At 75.1% G+C, this 17,343-nt stretch carries 15 protein-coding genes; 10 read left to right on the forward strand and 5 right to left on the reverse strand.

Going from position 1 to position 17,343, the window contains the following annotated elements; all coding sequences use genetic code 11:
* Window positions 1–99: 99 nt before the first annotated feature.
* Together IHE55_RS11920 and IHE55_RS11925 are read right to left on the reverse strand one after the other, a co-directional pair.
* Window positions 100–897, reverse strand: a complete 798-nt coding sequence (locus IHE55_RS11920) for an NADH-quinone oxidoreductase subunit B (protein WP_232265534.1) — start codon at window positions 895–897, stop codon at window positions 100–102.
* Complete coding sequence (locus IHE55_RS11925) at window positions 888–1,307, reverse strand: NADH-quinone oxidoreductase subunit A (RefSeq protein WP_197989009.1); 420 nt, start codon at window positions 1,305–1,307, stop codon at window positions 888–890. Before IHE55_RS11925 ends, IHE55_RS11920 begins: the two co-directional genes overlap by 10 nt.
* A 620-nt stretch (window positions 1,308–1,927) precedes the next feature.
* Between IHE55_RS11925 and IHE55_RS11930 the strand changes: the two genes are divergently transcribed.
* The 5 genes from IHE55_RS11930 (at window position 1,928) to IHE55_RS11950 (ending at window position 9,409) form a co-directional block, all read left to right on the forward strand.
* Complete coding sequence (locus IHE55_RS11930) at window positions 1,928–3,052, forward strand: sensor histidine kinase (RefSeq protein ID WP_232266236.1); 1,125 nt, start codon at window positions 1,928–1,930, stop codon at window positions 3,050–3,052.
* 615 nt (window positions 3,053–3,667) lie between these two features.
* On the forward strand, window positions 3,668–5,002 hold the full coding sequence (locus IHE55_RS11935) for a sensor histidine kinase (protein WP_197989011.1): 1,335 nt from the start codon (window positions 3,668–3,670) through the stop codon (window positions 5,000–5,002).
* A gap of 432 nt (window positions 5,003–5,434) precedes the next feature.
* The gene (locus IHE55_RS11940; protein WP_307826870.1) at window positions 5,435–6,094 is read left to right on the forward strand and encodes a response regulator transcription factor; all 660 of its coding nucleotides are present in this window, start codon (window positions 5,435–5,437) and stop codon (window positions 6,092–6,094) included.
* Window positions 6,095–6,363: 269 nt separating this feature from the next.
* Window positions 6,364–8,313 carry a 2-oxoacid:acceptor oxidoreductase subunit alpha gene (locus tag IHE55_RS11945; protein ID WP_197989013.1) on the forward strand — a complete coding sequence of 650 codons (1,950 nt, stop codon included), beginning with the start codon at window positions 6,364–6,366 and terminating at the stop codon, window positions 8,311–8,313.
* Entirely contained in the window at window positions 8,306–9,409 is a 1,104-nt protein-coding gene (locus IHE55_RS11950) for a 2-oxoacid:ferredoxin oxidoreductase subunit beta (protein WP_372442657.1), read from the forward strand. Before IHE55_RS11945 ends, IHE55_RS11950 begins: the two co-directional genes overlap by 8 nt.
* Before the next feature lie 387 nt (window positions 9,410–9,796).
* Here the strand turns inward: IHE55_RS11950 and IHE55_RS11955 are convergent, their stop codons facing one another.
* Window positions 9,797–10,687: an NAD(P)-dependent oxidoreductase gene (locus IHE55_RS11955; RefSeq protein WP_197989014.1), complete on the reverse strand. Its 891-nt coding sequence runs from the start codon at window positions 10,685–10,687 to the stop codon at window positions 9,797–9,799.
* A gap of 100 nt (window positions 10,688–10,787) precedes the next feature.
* On the opposite strand from IHE55_RS11955, the gene IHE55_RS11960 reads away from it, so the two are divergent.
* The 4 genes from IHE55_RS11960 (at window position 10,788) to rarD (ending at window position 15,395) form a co-directional block, all read left to right on the forward strand.
* Window positions 10,788–11,417, forward strand: a complete 630-nt coding sequence (locus tag IHE55_RS11960) for a TetR/AcrR family transcriptional regulator (RefSeq protein ID WP_307826618.1) — start codon at window positions 10,788–10,790, stop codon at window positions 11,415–11,417.
* Window positions 11,418–11,888: 471 nt separating this feature from the next.
* Complete coding sequence (locus IHE55_RS11965) at window positions 11,889–12,872, forward strand: serine/threonine-protein kinase (RefSeq protein ID WP_307826619.1); 984 nt, start codon at window positions 11,889–11,891, stop codon at window positions 12,870–12,872.
* A gap of 344 nt (window positions 12,873–13,216) precedes the next feature.
* Entirely contained in the window at window positions 13,217–14,164 is a 948-nt protein-coding gene (locus tag IHE55_RS11970) for a DUF3558 domain-containing protein (RefSeq protein ID WP_197989016.1), read from the forward strand.
* Window positions 14,165–14,387: 223 nt separating this feature from the next.
* Window positions 14,388–15,395 (forward strand): EamA family transporter RarD, encoded by a 1,008-nt coding sequence (gene rarD / locus IHE55_RS11975; protein WP_307826620.1) that lies wholly within the window; start codon window positions 14,388–14,390, stop codon window positions 15,393–15,395.
* A 125-nt stretch (window positions 15,396–15,520) separates the two neighbouring features.
* Here the strand turns inward: rarD and IHE55_RS11980 are convergent, their stop codons facing one another.
* Complete coding sequence (locus tag IHE55_RS11980; protein WP_197991947.1) at window positions 15,521–15,955, reverse strand: SRPBCC family protein; 435 nt, start codon at window positions 15,953–15,955, stop codon at window positions 15,521–15,523.
* A 92-nt stretch (window positions 15,956–16,047) separates the two neighbouring features.
* Complete coding sequence (locus IHE55_RS11985; RefSeq protein ID WP_372442658.1) at window positions 16,048–16,701, reverse strand: CGNR zinc finger domain-containing protein; 654 nt, start codon at window positions 16,699–16,701, stop codon at window positions 16,048–16,050.
* A 95-nt stretch (window positions 16,702–16,796) separates the two neighbouring features.
* On the opposite strand from IHE55_RS11985, the gene IHE55_RS11990 reads away from it, so the two are divergent.
* Window positions 16,797–17,246, forward strand: a complete 450-nt coding sequence (locus IHE55_RS11990; protein ID WP_197991949.1) for a VOC family protein — start codon at window positions 16,797–16,799, stop codon at window positions 17,244–17,246.
* Window positions 17,247–17,343: the final 97 nt, after the last annotated feature.

The raw sequence follows: 17,343 nt of genomic DNA on the forward strand, positions 1-17,343 counted from the left end.
CGCGGGGGTACCGGGGGGCCGGAGTGCCGGCGGTCGCGGGGGTGCCGGGGGTCGCCGGGGCGTCGTCCCCGGGCGCGCCGCGCCGCTCCTCGGGCGAGGTCATCGCCGGTCCTCCCGCTCGCTCGGGACGTCACCGGTGGGAGCGCCGCCGGCCGCGGCCTCCTCCGTGGCCCCGCCGCGCGGCGCACCGGCACCGGACACCCCGGCACCGGCTGCCGTGCCAGGGTCCGCCGGACCGGCGCCCGGCGCGGGCGGCGGGGCGACCGGGCCGCTGCGCAGCGCCGCGGCGGACGGCCGGCCGGCGTCACCGCCGCCGTACCGCTCGCCGAGCGACTCCTGCGCGATCTTCTCCTGGAGCTTGAGGATGCCCTGGAGCAGCGCCTCCGGGCGGGGCGGGCAGCCGGGCACGTAGACGTCGACCGGGATGATCTGGTCCACGCCCTTGGTGACCGCGTAGGAGTCCCAGTACGGTCCGCCGCAGTTGGAGCAGGCGCCGAAGGAGATCACGTACTTGGGCTCGGGCATCTGCTCGTACAGCCGTCGCACCGCGGGCGCCATCTTGTCGGTGACCGTGCCGGAGACGATCATCAGATCGGCCTGGCGCGGTCCGGGCGCGAACGGGATCACGCCGAGCCGGATGAAGTCGTGGCGGGCCATCGACGCGGCCATGAACTCGATGGCGCAGCAGGCCAGCCCGAAGTTGAAGACCCACAGGCTGTAGCGGCGTCCCCAGTTGAGGACGACCTTCATCGGCTCCGGGGCCAGCCGGGAAAGCGCGCCGAGCCTGCCCCCGCCCACGACGGGGAGGGTCCCGGAGCCGGGCGGCGGCGCCGGCGCCGGGGAGGACGCGGGGCTCCCGGCGGCGGGAGTCGCGGGGTTCGAGGGGGTCACGTCCATTCCAGGACGCCCTTCTTCCATGCGTAGAGGAGACCGACGGCGAGAAAGCCGAGGAAGAGGAACATCTCTACCAGTGTGGTCCCGCCGAACCCCGGCGCGGCGAACACCGTCGCCCACGGGAACAGGAAGATGGCGTCCACCGCGAAGATCACGTAGAGGAAGGCGTAGACGTAGTAGCGGATCTGGGTGTGCGCCCAGCCCTCGCCCACCGGGTCCACGCCGCACTCGTAGGTGAGCATCTTCTCCTGCGTCGGCACCACCGGCCGCAGCAGCCTGCCCCCGGCGAACGCCACCGCCACGAAGAGCACACCGATGACGCCCAGCAGCCCGACCACCGAGTAACCGTCGAAGTAGCCGGCCGCGACCGGGACGTGGTGGGCACCGGTGGGTGCGCTCGTCGCCTGCGGCACGTCCGCCCTCGCTCCCTGTCCTGCCTGTCCGGCCTGCGTATTCGTCGAGGTCGGATGCTCGACGATCGGTACGCACGGAGTGTAGGCCCTGCGCTCGGGGACCGAGCCGTCTGTCCGGCATCCGGAGCGGCCCGTCTGACATGCGGAGACGGGGTCCCGGCCGGCCGGTGGGGATAACCCCACCGGGGGCGTCGGAGTAGCCCCATGGCGCCCGCCGGCGGCGGGCAGGCAGGCTTACCCCCATGAGCGTCCCCGCACACCCCGGTGGCACCGGCCCCGACCGCCCCGGCGACACCGCCCCGCGTCCCTCCGGCGGTACCTCCGCCGCCGCCCGGGGAGGCGTCTCCCCCGCTCCCCCGGACGGCGGTGCCGGTACCCCGGCGGCCGGTGGCGGCCCGGGAGCCGGCCGCCCGGGAGTCGCCGCCCGCGGCGAGGGGGCCGCCCTCGGCAAGGGCGCCGGCCGCGGCAAGGGGGACGGCCCGGGCACGGAGGCCGGCGTCCCCGGCTCCGGCCCCCGTGCCGGCCGTGGCGGCAGGGCCGGCGGACCGGGCTCCGGCCGCGGCACGGAGGCGCGCGGCGGCGCGGGGGCCGCCGGCAAGGGTGATTCCGGGGCCGAGCGGCTGCCGCCGCCGGTCCTCGCCTTCCCCCGGCAGACCTGGCGGGAGATCGGGTACCTGCTGACCAACCTGCCGGTGTCGCTGCTGACCTTCACCTACGTCTCGTTGTGGCTGTACGCGGGCGTGGCGGCCTCGATCACCGTCATCGGGCTGCCGCTGCTCGCGGCGGGGCTCACCGGCAGCCGGCAGCTCGGCCGGTACGAACGCCGGCGGGCGCTCCGGCTGCTGTCGGTCCGGGTGGACGAGCCCAGCCGGCTCCCCCGCGGCCGGGGTTTCTTCCCCTGGGTGTGGACGTCGCTCAAGGACCCGGTCGCCTGGCGGGCCACGCTCTACTCCCTCATCCGCCTGCCCTGGGGCGTGTTCACCTTCACCGTCGTGGTGACCGCGCTCTTCGTGGGCTGGCCGCTGCTGGGGTGGATCGCCCGCGGGCTGTCCAGCGTGGACCGGGCGATGGTGCGCGGGCTGCTCTCGCCCTCCGACGAGCTGGAGCGGCGGATCGCCGAGCTGGAGTCCGACCGGGGCACCGTGGTGGACACCGCCGCCGCCGACCTGCGGCGCATCGAGCGCGACCTGCACGACGGCGCCCAGGCCCGGCTGGTCGCCCTGGCGATGGGCCTCGGCCTGGCCAAGGAGAAGCTGCTGGAGGACCCCGAGGTGGCGGCCAAGATGGTGGACGAGGCGCACGGCGAGGTGAAGCTCGCCCTCCAGGAGCTGCGCGACCTGGCCCGCGGCATCCACCCGGCAATTCTCACCGACCGCGGCCTGGGGCCGGCCCTGTCGTCGGTCGCCGGCCGCTGCACAGTGCCGGTGCGGGTCTCGGTGGAACTGGCCGAACGCCCCGCCCCGGCCATCGAGGGCATCGCCTACTTCACCGTCTCCGAACTGCTCCAGAACGTCAGCAAGCACAGCGGGGCGCAGCGCGCGGAGGTCGAGCTGTGGCGGTCGGGCGACCGGCTGCTGATCCAGGTGCGGGACGACGGACGGGGCGGGGCGACCACCGACCGCGGCAGCGGACTGGCCGGGCTCTCCGAACGGCTGGGCTCGGTGGACGGCCTGTTCGTCGTCGACTCCCCGCCCGGCGAGGGCACCACGGTCACCGCGGAGCTGCCCTGGCGCAACCGCGCGTGACCGGCCACCGCGGGTCGGCCCGGGCGGTGGGGCGGGGACCGGCCACCGCGCGCCACCGCCACGGCCGTACGGAGCCGGTACGCCCGTGAGTGACCGGCGACCGCGCGCAACCGGCGTTCCCGGCCGCCCGGGGCGGCTCCCGGGCGGCCGGCGGACGGACGCGCGCGGGCACCCGGTGAACGCGGAAGCGGCGAGCCGGGCGCGCCTGCGAGCCCGGCCCCCGGCTGCCGGCGCGGGGAGCCGGCAGCCCCCGCGGGCCCGGCCCGTACCGGAACACCGCGGCGAGCGCGGCCCGGGTCCGACGCGGGACCGCCCCGGCCCGGCCCCGGGCGGGGAGAACGCGCACCGGCGGGCACCGGCAGACACCGACGGGCACCGACGGGCACCGACGGGCACCGACAGACACCGATGCGCACCGGCAGAGGCCGCCACCCGCACCGGCGAAGGCCGCCACCCGCACCGGCGAAGGACCGCGACGGGCGCCGGCGCAGGGCCGAGGGGTGGGGCTAACCCCCCTATGAAGACGCCTACCGGCCATATGGTTCCGCGTCACCGGTTCGGCGAGGCTGGTGGTACCGAAGAACGGATCACCCGGTGTGGAGGTCGGAGGAAGAAATGGCCAGCGCAACTGGATACGGCCCGGAGCCCCGGAGCTATGTGGTGCCCGCCGGGCTGCGCGCACCGTTCGAGGCGCGCGCCTGGCGCGAATTCCTCTACCTCATGCTCAGCCTGCCGATGGCGATCGTCTCCTTCACCTACGCGGTCACCATGCTGGCCCTCGGTGTCGGCCTGCTCATCACCTTCCTGGGCGTCCCGGTCCTCGGCGCCGCGCTGGCGGGCTGCCGGGCGCTGGGCGTGGTGGAGCGGGCCCGGGCCCGCGCGCTGCTGCGGCTGGACGTGGCCGACCCCGAGCCGGTGCGGATACGGAACCGGAAGGACGGCCGGGGCGGGCCGATCGCCTGGGTGGGCGGGATGCTCCGCAGCGGCGCCTCGTGGCGGCACGTGCTGTACGCCGTCCTCAGCCTCCCCTGGGCGGTCTTCGGCTTCGGTGTCGCGATCACCGTCTGGGCCTGCGGCTGGTCGATGCTGACGTACCCGCTGTGGCACTGGGTCTTCCCCAGCTACACCGACACCCCCGGCATCCAGCTGTACGGCGACGGCAACGGCGACGGCTTCTACCTGGACTCGGCCTTCGAGGTGGCCATGACCTGCGCCGTCGGCGCGCTCATCGTGCTGGCCAGCCCGTGGATCTACCGCCTGCTCACCCAGGTGGACCGGCTGCTGGTGTCCGGGCTGCTGGGCCCGTCGGTGCTGGCCAGCCGCGTGGTGGAGCTGGAGTCGGACCGGGGCACCGTGGTGGACACCGCCGCCGCCGACCTGCGGCGCATCGAGCGCGACCTGCACGACGGCGCCCAGGCCCGGCTGGTCGCCCTCGCCATGGATCTGGGCCTGGCCAAGGAGAAGCTCCGGGAGGACCCGGAGGCGGCGGCCAAGATGGTGGACGAGGCGCACGGCGAGGTGAAGCTCGCCCTCCAGGAGCTGCGCGACCTGGCCCGCGGCATCCACCCGGCGATCCTCACCGACCGCGGCCTGGGACCGGCGCTGTCCGCCCTGGCGGCGCGCTGCGCGGTGCCGGTGAACGTGGTGGTGGACCTGCCGGAGCGGCCCGCCCCGGCCATCGAGGGCATCGCGTACTTCACCGTCTCCGAACTGCTCCAGAACGTCAGCAAGCACAGCCGGGCGAGCCGCGCCGGGGTCGATGTGTGGCGCTCCGACGGCCGCATCATGCTCCAGGTCACCGACGACGGGCAGGGCGGTGCGGGCACCGCCACCGGGTCCGGACTGGCCGGGCTCACCGAACGGCTGGACGCGGTGGACGGAATCCTGGTGGTGGACTCCCCGCCCGGCGGGCCCACCACGATCACCGCAGAGCTGCCCTGGCGGTCCTGAGCCCGGCGCCGCCGCCCGGGACCGCTGCCGCCACACCGGGGGGCGGTGGCGCCGCCCCGGCACGCGCCACCGCCGCCCGGGCCCCCGCGCCGCCGCTGGGGGCCCGGCGCCGTACCCCCGGTGGCGGACCGCACCGACGCCTCACCGCCACGACCGCCCCGCGGACCGGGCGGGCGGCCACCCGCCGCGCACCACCCGCCCGGACCGTCGGCCACCCGCCGCGCCCGCCCCCCGACCGGGCGGCGGGCCACCACCACCGCCCCGGCCCGGGCGGCGGGCCACCCCACCACGACCGCCGACCGGACGGCGGCGGTGCCGCCGGGCATCACCCGGGTTTCCACAGGCCGCACCCCGGTCCGTCACGTTCGTCCAAATCCTGGAATGCTGTTCCCCACGTATCCAGAACTGGGGGGACAGAACGTGGAGGACAGGGTGCGGGTGGTCATCGCCGAGGATTCGGTACTGCTCCGGGAGGGGCTCACCCGGCTGCTCACCGACCGGGGCCACGACGTGGTCGCGGGCGTCGGGGACGGTGAGGCGCTGCTGAAGGTGGTGCGTGAGCTGGCCGACGGGGGCGAGCTGCCGGACGTGGTGGTGGCGGACGTGCGGATGCCGCCCACCCACACCGACGAGGGGGTGCGGGCCGCCATCCGGCTCCGGCGTGACCACCCGGGGCTGGGGGTGCTGGTGCTCTCCCAGTACGTCGAGGAGCAGTACGCCACCGAGCTGCTGGCCAACAGCTCCCGAGGGGTCGGCTACCTGCTCAAGGACCGGGTGGCCGAGGTGCGGGAGTTCGTGGACGCGGTGGTCCGGGTGGCCCGGGGCGGCACCGCGCTGGACCCGGAGGTGGTGGCCCAGCTGCTGGGCCGCAGCCGCAAGCAGGACGTGCTGGCCGCCCTCACGCCCCGGGAGCGCGAGGTGCTCGGGCTGATGGCCGAGGGGCGGACCAACTCCGCCATCGCCAAGCAGCTGGTGATCAGCCACGGCGCGGTGGAGAAGCATGTGAGCAACATCTTCCTCAAGCTCGGCCTCTCCCCCAGTGACGGGGATCACCGCCGGGTGCTCGCGGTGCTGACTTATCTCAATTCTTGAAACCGGCCGCCGCCGACCCGGCCGGCGGCCGGGTCCGCCATGGTTCGATGGAGTGCCGGTCGCCGCACGTGGGGCGCCCGGCGAACGATGGCGGAGCCGCGGCCGGGGGGAAGAGCAGAGCATGGCAAACCGTGACATGACGGTGCCTGACGACGTCGTCCACCATGTGATCCGCCCAAGGAAGGTCACCCTTACCGACGTACGATGGCCACGGGACAACCGGTCGGCACCGATGTCCACGAATCGCCGCCTCTAGGAGGTCCGAAGCAGTGACCAGCCAGGTCAGTAGCCCGGCCGAGCAGGCCGAACCAACCGAGCAGCAGGGCGGGCCAGCGCTCGCGGGGGGACAGCAGCCGGACGGCGGCGCGAAGGAGGTACGCCGCCTGGACCGGGTGATCATCCGCTTCGCGGGTGACTCGGGTGACGGCATGCAGCTCACCGGTGACCGCTTCACCTCGGAGACGGCGTCGTTCGGCAACGACCTGTCCACCCTCCCCAACTTCCCGGCGGAGATCCGGGCGCCCGCCGGGACCCTGCCGGGCGTGTCGAGCTTCCAGCTGCACTTCGCCGACCACGACATCCTCACGCCCGGTGACGCGCCGGACGTGCTGGTGGCGATGAACCCGGCCGCGCTGAAGGCGAACCTGGCGGATCTGCCGCCGGGCGCGGAGATCATCGTGAACACGGACGAGTTCACCAAGCGCCCGATGGCCAAGGTGGGCTACGCCACCAGCCCGCTGGAGGACGGTTCGCTGGAGGCGTGGCGGGTCCACCCGGTGCCGCTGACCACGCTGACGGTGGAGGCGCTGAAGGACTTCGGGCTGTCCCGGAAGGAGGCCGAGCGGAGCAAGAACATGTTCGCGCTGGGCCTGCTGTCGTGGATGTACCACCGGCCGACCGAGGGCACCGAAGCGTTTCTGCGGAAGAAGTTCGCCAAGAAGCCGCAGATCGCGGAGGCGAACGTGGCGGCGTTCCGGGCCGGCTGGAACTTCGGCGAGACCACCGAGGACTTCGCCGTCTCCTACGAGGTGGCCCCGGCGACCTCGGCGTTCAACACCGGCACCTACCGCAACATCTCGGGGAACCTGGCGCTGGCCTACGGTCTGATCGCCGCCTCCCAGCAGGCGGACCTGCCGCTGTACCTGGGCTCGTACCCGATCACCCCGGCCTCCGACATCCTGCACGAGCTGTCGCGGCACAAGAACTTCGGCGTGCGCAGCTTCCAGGCCGAGGACGAGATCGCCGGCATCGGCGCGGCGCTCGGCGCGGCGTTCGGCGGTTCGCTGGCGGTCACCACCACCTCCGGCCCGGGCGTGGCGCTGAAGTCGGAGACCATCGGGCTCGCGGTCAGCCTGGAGCTGCCGCTGCTGGTGGTGGACATCCAGCGCGGTGGCCCGTCCACCGGCCTGCCGACCAAGACCGAGCAGGCCGACCTGCTGCAGGCGATGTACGGGCGCAACGGCGAGGCGCCGGTGCCGGTGGTCGCCCCGTGCACCCCGGCGGACTGCTTCGACGCGGCGCTGGAGGCGGCCCGGATCGCCCTGACCTGGCGCACCCCGGTCTTCCTGCTCTCCGACGGCTACCTGGCCAACGGTTCGGAGCCGTGGCGCATCCCGGACGTGGCGGACCTGCCCGACCTGCGGGTGCAGTTCGCCACCGCGCCCAACCACACCCTGGCCGACGGCACCGAGGTGTTCTGGCCCTACAAGCGGGACCCGCACACCCTGGCCCGTCCCTGGGCGGTGCCGGGCACGGCCGGCCTGGAGCACCGCATCGGCGGGATCGAGAAGCAGGACGGCAGCGGCAACATCTCGTACGACCCGGCCAACCACGAGCTGATGGTCCGCACCCGGCAGGCGAAGATCGACGGGATCACCGTGCCGGACGTGGCCGTGGACGACCCGCACGGTGCCCGCACCCTGGTGCTGGGCTGGGGTTCGACGTTCGGCCCGATCACCGCCGCGGTGCGCCGGCTGCGGGCCGAGGGCGTGGCCGTCGCCCAGGCCCACCTGCGGCACCTCAACCCCTTCCCGGCCAACCTCGGCCAGGTCCTGGCGGCCTACGACAAGGTCGTCATCCCGGAGATGAACCTCGGCCAGCTGGCCACGCTGATCCGGGCCAAGTACCTGGTCGACGCCCGTTCCCACACCCAGGTCAACGGCATGCCGTTCAAGGCCGAACAGCTGGCTCTGGCTCTGAAGGAGGCCATCGATGACTGAGGCCACAACCACCCCGCCCGTCGCCACCGCCGTCGGGGCGGGGCCGGAGCGTGGTCTGCTGTCCCTGGTCCCCAAGGCCGGGGCCCGGCAGACGATGAAGGACTTCAAGTCCGACCAGGAGGTGCGCTGGTGCCCCGGGTGCGGTGACTACGCGATCCTCGCCGCCGTCCAGGGCTTCATGCCCGAGCTGGGCCTGGCGCGGGAGAACATCGTCTTCGTCTCCGGCATCGGCTGCTCGTCCCGCTTCCCGTACTACATGAACACCTACGGGATGCACTCCATCCACGGGCGGGCCCCGGCGATCGCCACCGGCCTGGCCACCTCCCGCCGGGACCTGAGCGTGTGGGTGGTGACCGGTGACGGCGACGCGCTGTCCATCGGCGGCAACCACCTCATCCACGCCCTGCGGCGGAACGTGAACCTGAAGATCCTGCTGTTCAACAACCGGATCTACGGGCTGACCAAGGGCCAGTACAGCCCGACCTCCGAGGTCGGCAAGATCACCAAGTCCACCCCGATGGGCTCGCTGGACGCGCCGTTCAACCCGGTGTCCCTGGCGCTGGGGGCCGAGGCGTCCTTCGTGGCGCGGACCATCGACTCGGACCGCAAGCACCTCACCGAGGTGCTGCGGCAGGCGGCCGCCCACCCCGGCACCGCGCTGGTGGAGATCTACCAGAACTGCAACATCTTCAACGACGGCGCGTTCGAGTCGCTGAAGGACGCCGAGCAGGCCCAGGAGGCGGTCATCCGCCTGGAGCACGGTCAGCCGATCCGGTTCGGCGCCGACGGGGCCAAGGGCGTGGTGCGGAACCCGGTCACCGGGGACCTGGAGGTCGTCACCGTCACCCCGGAGACCGAGTCGCGGGTTCTGGTGCACGACGCGCGGGCCGCCTCGCCCACCACCGCGTTCGCGCTCTCCCGGCTGGCCGACCCGCACACCCTCCACCAGACCCCCATCGGGGTCTTCCGGAACGTGGAGCGGCCGGTCTACGACACCCTGATGGCGGAGCAGCTCGACACCGCCGTCGAGCAGCAGGGCAAGGGCGACCTGGCGGCCCTGCTGGCCGGCAACGACACCTGGACCGTCACCCGCTGACCGAAGCCCGACGGCACCGCCGCCGCCCGCGGCAGAACGGCGGCGGCGGTGCCGGCCCGCGGCGGCCGTGACACCACGATGCCCGGCCGGGGACCCGTGCGGTCCCCGGCCGGGCATCGGCCGTCCCGGGAGCGGTCATCCGGATGAGGTCCGGGCAGCGGGTGCCCCGGATGAGGTCCGGGCGGGTGGACTCCCAGGACGATGTCCGGGCGGTGGGCGCCCGTGCGACGGGCATGCCGGGCCGGTCACCCCGGGACGTGACGGCCGGGCGCCACTCCGCTTCGCACCGGGGCGCGCCCGGCGGCGACCGGCCACCCCGTCACCCCGCCGGCGGGACGTGGCAGCCGGACGATCCCCGCAGCGGACCGGACGGGACGGCCCGACCGGTCACCCCGCCGGGGCCGGGGCCGCGGCGGCGGCCCGGAAGACCTCCAGCAGGCTGGTGAAGCTGGAGTCCCCGTACCCCTGCGCCGCACCCCGCCGGAAGATCTCCGCCACCGCGGCCGGCAGCGCCGTGTCCACCCCCGCCGCCCGGGTGGTGTGCGCCACGTGCTCGACGCTCGCCACCCCCATGGTCAGCCGGTCCACGTCACCGGGGTGCTCCCGCGCGTCGATCCGGGGCGTGTAGAAGTTCAGGAACTGCGGCATGCCGCCCAGGGTCTCCTCGGCGTACGGCAGCAGCTCCTCGGCCGTGATGCCGTGCGCGTCGGCCACCGCGACGGCGTGCAGCCAACTGAGCATCGACGTCCAGAACATGTCCATCTGGAGCTGGTAGAACAGCGCCGCCAGCCCGGGGTCCTCACCGCGGTAGTCGGTGCCGGTCAGCACCTCCAGCAGCGGCCGGTGGGCCTCGAACAGCTCCCGCGGCCCGCTGTAGAAGGTCGAGAACGCCGGGTCCCCGATGCCGGACGGCGGCGTCCGCACCCCGCCGGTCAGCTGCCGGGCGCCCCGCTCGGTGAACCACGCCGCCGCCTCCCGTGCGCGTTCCGGCGTGTCCGAGGTCAGGTTCACCACGACCCGGCCCTCCAGGCTCCGCTCCGCCGGCCCCAGCACCGCGTACATCGCGTCGTAGTCGGTGAGGCTGAGGATCACCACCTCCGCCGCCCGCAGCGCCTCGTCGACCGTGCCGGCGAGCACCGCGCCCCGCGTCACCAGCGCCTCGGCCCTGCTCGCGGTCCGGTTCCACACGGTGACCCGGTACCCCTGGTCGAGGAACGCGCCGGCCATGGCCTGCCCCATCGGGCCCAGACCGATCACCACCACGGCTCGCGTATCCATACCCGTACCCCTCTCTAAAGCGAACGTTCTATCCAGTGCGCACAGAACGTAGCACATCGCTATAACGAACGTTCTACTCGGTGCTCGGTAGACTCGGCGGGTGACCTTCGCAGAGCACGAGACGGAGACGGCCCCGGCGGCGGACGCGGCCCTGGGGACCCGCGAGCGGGTGGTGCGCGCGGCCTCGCGGCTGATGCAGCGGCAGGGGTACGACGGCACGGGGATCAAGCAGATCTCCCAGGAGGCCGGCGCCACCCTGGGCTCGGTGTACCACTTCTTCCCCGGCGGGAAGCAGGAGCTGGCCGTCGCCGCGATCCGGCACGGCGACCGGGAGTTCGCCGAGAGCCTGCGGGAGGCGCTGGAGAGCGCGGACGACCCGGCGGATGCGGTCGTCGCCTGCGTCCGGGACCTCGCGGAGGGCCTGCGGGCGTCGGACTGGCTGGACGGGTGCCCGATCACCTCCACCGCACTGGGGACGGCGGGCCGGCTGCCCGGCATCCAGCAGGCCGCCGCCGAGGCGTTCGCGCACTGGCGCGAGCTGGTCTTCGACCGGCTCCGCCGGGCGGGCTTCACCGAGCCGGACGCCCACGCACTGGCCCACACCGTGATCAGCACGCTGGAGGGCGCGGAGCTGGCCGCCCAAGTCGCCCGGGACGAGGAGCCCCTGCTGACCGCCGGCCGGCACCTGGCCCAACTGATCGACCTGTACCGCCCACCGACCGCCCCCTGACCACCCCCGGCCCGTCCCCGGCGCCGGTGCCCGCAGCCACGCAGCTGATCCCCGCCGCCGGTCCCGGCCCCGCACCCGAGCCCCGCCGCCGGCCCCGGCCCCGCCCCTACGGGTGCACCGCCGGCCGCGCCGTACCGCGAGCCGCTGTGCCGTACCGGGCCGCCACCGCCCGGCCGGCGGCCGGCGGGCCCGGGGCGCCGCTCCGTCCGTCCGGGCCCGCGCGTCTCAACCGCCACCGGCGCACCCGGCGCACCCTGATGACGCCCGGCGCGCACACCGGCCTCGCACTCCCCGCGCGCACTCTGTCCGGCACCCCGTTCTCCGCTCCGGCGCACCGACGTACCCACCGGCGCGCGCCCGGGCCCGGTCCGGGCTCCGGGCAACGGCGCCCGGCCCCGCCGATCCCGGCACCGGCGCCACGGCCGACCGGTACGCTCCGTCGCGATGACCGGCGGGGGCGGGAGGCACGGCGTGCGGACCACATCGGTCGGGGATGTGATCGCCGACCGCTACGTGGTGCGGGAGCTGATCGGCCGGGGCGGCATGGGGAGCGTGTGGCGCGCGGAGGACACCCGGCTCGGCCGCCAGTCGGCCCTGAAGCAGGCTCGCGCCGGTGACGCCCGGGCCGCACGGCGTCTGCGCCGGGAGGCGAGCAACGCCGCCCGGCTGCACCACCCGCACATCGTCACGGTCTTCGACATCCTCGACGACGGTGCCGACACCTGGCTGGTGATGGAGTACGTGCCCTCCCGCAGCCTCGCGCAGCTGGCGGAGGACGAGGGCGGGCGGCTGACGCCGGACCGGGCCGCCGCGGTCGGCCGCCAGATCGCGGACGCGCTGGCGCACGCGCACGGCGAGGGCGTGGTGCACGGCGACGTCACCCCCGAGAACATCCTGGTCACCGCCGCCGGTGTCGCCAAGCTGACCGACTTCGGGATCTCCCGCGCGCTGCGGCAGGACGCCTCGTACAGCTTCACCGGAGGGCTGCGGGGCAAGCCGCGCTACCTCCCGCCCGAGGTGGCGAACGGGGAGCGGGCGACGTACGGCTCCGACCTGTTCGGACTCGGCGCCACGCTCTACGCCGCCGTCGAGGGGCGCTCGCCCTACGGGGAGGCCGAGGACGTCCTCGCGTACGTCTGGCGCGCTGCCCAGGGCCGGATCGAACCGCCCCGGCGGGCCGGGCCGCTCACCGGGCCCCTGCGGGCGCTGCTCGCCCCCGAGCCGGACCACCGCCCCGGCGCCGCGGAGACCCGGGAGCTGCTGGCCGGAATCGCGCAGGCCAGCCCCGGCCCCGCGGAATCCCCCCGCCGCCCCCGGCCCGGCCGCCGGGACGGACACGCCCGCCGGGACGGAGCCACCCGCCGGGACGGACACACCCACCGGCACGGAACCGCCGTCCGCGCGGCCTTCGCCGGACCGACCGGCGCTCCTGTCCGAACCGGCACCACGGTCTGAACCTGCGCCACGATCCGAGCCGGCGACGCCGGACGTGCCGGCCCCGTCCGGTGCCGACGCGGAGCCGGTTCCGCCGCGCGCCCCCGAGGCCCCCCGCCGGCCCCGCACCGGCGACCGGCCCCGCACCGGCGGCGGGCCCGCAGACGGCGACCGGCCCGGAGACGGCGAGCGCCCCGGAGCAGCGCCCCGGGCCGGTACCACCCCCCGAACGGGCACCGTCCGGCCACCGGCCCTCGCGCCGTCCCCTCCGGTCACCGTCCGGCCGCCGGCCGGCGCGCCGTCTCCTCCGGGCACCGGCCGCCGGCGCCTCCGCCCTGGTCCGCCGCCCGCTGCTCGCCCTCGCCGTGCTGGCCACCACGGGGGTGGCCGTCGCGCTCGCGGCCGGGGTGGCCGGCCTCATCGGTTCCGGCGGGACGGACGAGGAGCCGCCGTCGGGGTCCTCGGCCGCCGGGGCGGTGGCCACGCTGGGCGATCCCCGGACCGCCGACCCGTGCGGGCTGCTCGACGCGGGGGCGCTGGAGCGCTTCGGGGACGCCGAGCTGGTCACCGACTACGGGGCGTTCGACCGCTGCGACGTCCTCCTCCTGGACGAGGGGGAGACCGTCGCGGACGTCCGGCTGGACTTCGCCAACGACCCGGCCGAACCCGGCTCCCAGGTGCGTACCCGGCGGGTGGGGAGGGTGACGGTCGCCGAACCGCGGGGCGGCGACGGCTCCTGCGACCGCAACCTGGGCCTGGCCGACGGCCGGCAGATCTGGATCACCGCCGAACGGGAGGCCCCCTCGGCGCCGGACGTCTGCCGGCTGGCCGACGCCGCCGTCGAGCACGCCGTCCGGAGGCTGAACACCGGCCCGGTGCCCCGCCGGCCCGCGGCACCGCCCCGCGACTCGCTGGCGCACCTGAACGCCTGCCGGCTGCTGGACCCCGCGACGGCCGAACGGGCCACCGGTCACCCGCTGGGCCGGCCGGACGCCGGCATCGGCGGCTGGGACTGCGCGTGGCACGGCGGTGCCGGCGGCTTCTTCGTCGAGGTGGACTTCGACCGGGACGACGGGCTGGGACCGGACGACGGCCGGCCCACCGTGCTGGCCGGCCGGACCGCTTATGTGGAGACCGGGAGCGGGGGTTCGTGCGTGGTGCGCACCGGGTACCGCACGTACCGGAACATGGACAACCGGCCCACCACCGAACTGATCGTCCTCACCCTCTCCGGCCCCGGCCCCGCCGCCCGCCTCTGCGACCGCGCCGAGGCGCTCGGCGCCGGGCTCGCCGCCGGACTGCCCAGGTCATGAGGCATCCCCGGGGCGCCCGCGCGGTGGCGGCCCGGACCGCCGCCGGACCCCGCGCCGGCCGGGCCGGCCGGGCCCTGGGGTGCCGCGCCGTACCGGGCGCACCGCCGCTCCGTAACCGTCATGACCAAAAGACCGGACGGAAATGACAGCGGACCGGCTCCGGCGCTACCTTCGACGGGTCACCGCTTGCGGGATCCCCGCCGCGCCCCAGGGAGGTCAGCACGTGAAGCCGAGGAACGAGCAGCGCTCCGGTCTCGCGTACGGTTTCGCCGCCTATGGAATGTGGGGCGTCTTCCCGCTGTACTGGCCGCTGCTGGAACCGGCCGGAGCCGGCGAGATCCTCGCGCACCGCATGGTCTGGTCGCTGGTCGTCGCGGTCGCCGTGCTGGCCGTGCTCCGCCGCTGGAGCTGGATACGCCCGCTGCTCCGGCAGCCGCGCCGCCTCGCCGCCATCGCCCTGGCCGCCACCGTCATCTCCGTGAACTGGGGCATGTACATCTGGGCGGTCAACTCCGGCTACGTGGTGGAGACGGCCCTGGGCTACTTCATCAACCCCCTGGTCAGCATCGCCTTCGGCGTGGTGCTGCTCCGCGAACGGCTGCGCCCGGTGCAGTGGGCGGCGGTGGGCATCGGCGCCGCGGCGGTCGTGGTGCTCGCCGTGGGATACGGCCGGCTGCCCTGGATCGCCCTCACCCTCGCCTTCTCCTTCGGGACCTACAGCCTGGTCAAGAAGCAGGTCGGCATGGACGGGCTGGAGTCCTTCGCCGCCGAGACCTCGGTGCAGTTCCTGCCCGCCCTGGGCTTCCTGGTCTTCATGGGCGCCGACGGCGGCAGCACCTTCACCGGCGAGGGGATCGGCCACACCCTGCTGCTCGCCACCACCGGCGCGGTCACCGCGATCCCGCTGATCTGCTTCGGCGCCTCCGCGCTGCGGCTGCCGCTGTCCACCATCGGGCTGATGCAGTACCTGGCGCCCACCTTCCAGTTCGTGCTCGGGCTGGTGGTCTTCCACGAGTCCATGCCGGCCGAGCGGTGGGCCGGCTTCGTCCTCGTCTGGCTGGCGCTGGCCCTGCTCACCTGGGACGCGCTGCGCCACGCCCACCGCGGCCGGGTGGCCCGCGCCGCCGCGCTGGCGGCCGCCGAACGGTCCGCCGCGGCACACGGAGCGGTCACCGGTACCGCGGACCCGGCGGTGCAGCCCGCGGCGCCGGCGCCGGAAACCTCCCACTGACCCATGCCGGCCGGGCGGACCGGCCCGGCCGCGGGCCGTGCGGCCCGGGATCACGGCGCGTACGGTGACCGGCCCGGGCCGGAGCACGGCGGTCAGCCGGCCGGCCCCCACGGCAGCGCGGCCGGTCAGCGGGCCGCCGGGTCCGGGGAGAGCGCGGCGGCCACGGCGTCCAGCACCGACCGCCAGTGCTCGCGGCGCCCGGCGCGCTCCCCGGCGTCCGCCAGCCGCTCCTGGTGGAAGCGGAGCACGGTGCGGCCGGCCGCGGCGTCTCCCCCGGCGGGCGAGACCGTGACCTGAACGGTGGTCTCGCGCTCCTGGCCGGGGAGGCGGTGGGTGACCCGGACACGGTCCCGGGCGCGGTAGCCGCGGACCTCGCCGGTGGCGCCGTCCGCCGTCTCGTACCGCGCGCCCTTGCGGGGGTCGAGGCCGGCGCCGGGGCCGAGCCACAGGGCCAGCCCCTCCGGCCCGGAGATGAAGTCCCATACGACCGGCAGCGGGGCGTCCAGCGTCCTGGCGACGCCGATCTGCCAGCCTGCGTCCTTGGTGAGCCCGGTGGGCATCGTCTCGTCACGTCCTCTCGTCATGGACCGGGGGGCCGCGCCACACCCGGCCGTCCGCCGTCCGTTCCCTGTCGCATGCCGGTCGCCACCCGTCAGCCGCCGTCCTCCGCCTCCCCGCCCGCGTCCCGGTCCGTCCCGCCGGCCCGTGACGTACCGCCCTGGTGCCGGGCGCGCAGCGCGCGCACCTTGTGCCGGTTGCCGCAGCGCTGCATCGAGCACCAGCGGCGGCGGCCCGGGCGGGAGGTGTCCACGAAGATCAGGTAGCAGTTGTCGGACCCGCACTCCCGGATCCGGTCCGCGTACGGGCCGGAGAACAGGTCCACGGCGTCCCGCGCCACGGTGGCGAGCAACTGCGCGGCGGTGACCGGGCGCACCCAGGCCCGCTCCCCGTCCCCGGTCAGCTCGGGGACGAGCGGCGGCCCGGCGGCCGTCTCGTTGAGCACCGCCAGGTCGGCGGGGCGCAGCGGGCGGCCGTGCGCCCGGTCCGCCGCCAGCCGCCACAGCGAGTCCCGCAGCCGCCGGGCCCGGGCCGGGTCCCCGGCGTCCACCTCGATCTCCGGGGGCGGCCACAGGCGGCACCGGCCGGCCCATACCGCGAGGTCGGAAGGGGTGCGCAGGATCTCGTACCGGGCGTAGGCGCCGGGGCCGCCGGTCGGCAGCAGCTCCAGGCAGAGCGCGCCCGGATCGAAGCGGAAGGGCACCCCTTCGGGTGAATGAAGGATGAGGCCCGTTGTGGACTCGATCACGTAACCACTATAACTGGTGTCACGACTTCGATTACGTGTTCGGCACGTGCGGCGTGTTCGACGCCGCGTACGGACCGGACGAGAGGGAGGACGACATGGCTCTGGAGTGGAAGCTGGTCATCGATGTGGCCGACCCGCACCGGCAGGCCGCGTTCTGGGCGGAGGCCCTGGGCTACGTGCTGGAGGACCACAGCCCGCAGATCGAGGCCCTGCTCGACCGGGGGGTGATCGGGCCGGAGGCGGTGACCGAGTTCGGAGGGCGCCACGCCTGGCGGGATCTGGCGGCGGCGCGGCACCCCGACGACCCGTTCGACGCCCACAGCGGCGGCGGGCTGGGCAGGCGGCTGCTGTTCCAGCGGGTGCCCGAGCCGAAGACGGGGAAGAACCGGCTCCACATCGACGTGCGGGCGGCGCCCGGTGAGCGGGAGGACGAGCTGGCCAGACTGGTCGGCCTCGGTGCCACGGTGGTGCGCCGGGTCACGTCGGCCGGCGGCGAGTGGATAATCCTGACGGACCCGGAGGGCCATGAGTTCTGCCTGCAGTGAGCGGTGCGCCGGCGGCCGGGCCCGACGGCCGGGCCACCGCCGGGGCCCCCGCCGGACCCACCGCTCGTCGCCGCTGCGGGTCCACGGCTCCCCTCGG

Source organism: Streptomyces pactum (genome assembly GCF_016031615.1).
In the GTDB taxonomy this organism is placed as follows: domain Bacteria; phylum Actinomycetota; class Actinomycetes; order Streptomycetales; family Streptomycetaceae; genus Streptomyces; species Streptomyces pactus.

What these genes read in the sequence shown, in the direction of transcription:
- IHE55_RS11950 (WP_372442657.1), top strand. Translation starts at nt 8,306, where the DNA reads ATGACTGAGGCCACAACCACCCCGCCCGTCGCCACCGCCGTCGGGGCG.
- IHE55_RS11920 (WP_232265534.1), bottom strand. Translation starts at nt 897, where the DNA reads ATGGACGTGACCCCCTCGAACCCCGCGACTCCCGCCGCCGGGAGCCCC.
- IHE55_RS11980 (WP_197991947.1), bottom strand. Translation starts at nt 15,955, where the DNA reads ATGCCCACCGGGCTCACCAAGGACGCAGGCTGGCAGATCGGCGTCGCC.
- IHE55_RS11955 (WP_197989014.1), bottom strand. Translation starts at nt 10,687, where the DNA reads ATGGATACGCGAGCCGTGGTGGTGATCGGTCTGGGCCCGATGGGGCAG.
- IHE55_RS11935 (WP_197989011.1), top strand. Translation starts at nt 3,668, where the DNA reads ATGGCCAGCGCAACTGGATACGGCCCGGAGCCCCGGAGCTATGTGGTG.
- IHE55_RS11990 (WP_197991949.1), top strand. Translation starts at nt 16,797, where the DNA reads ATGGCTCTGGAGTGGAAGCTGGTCATCGATGTGGCCGACCCGCACCGG.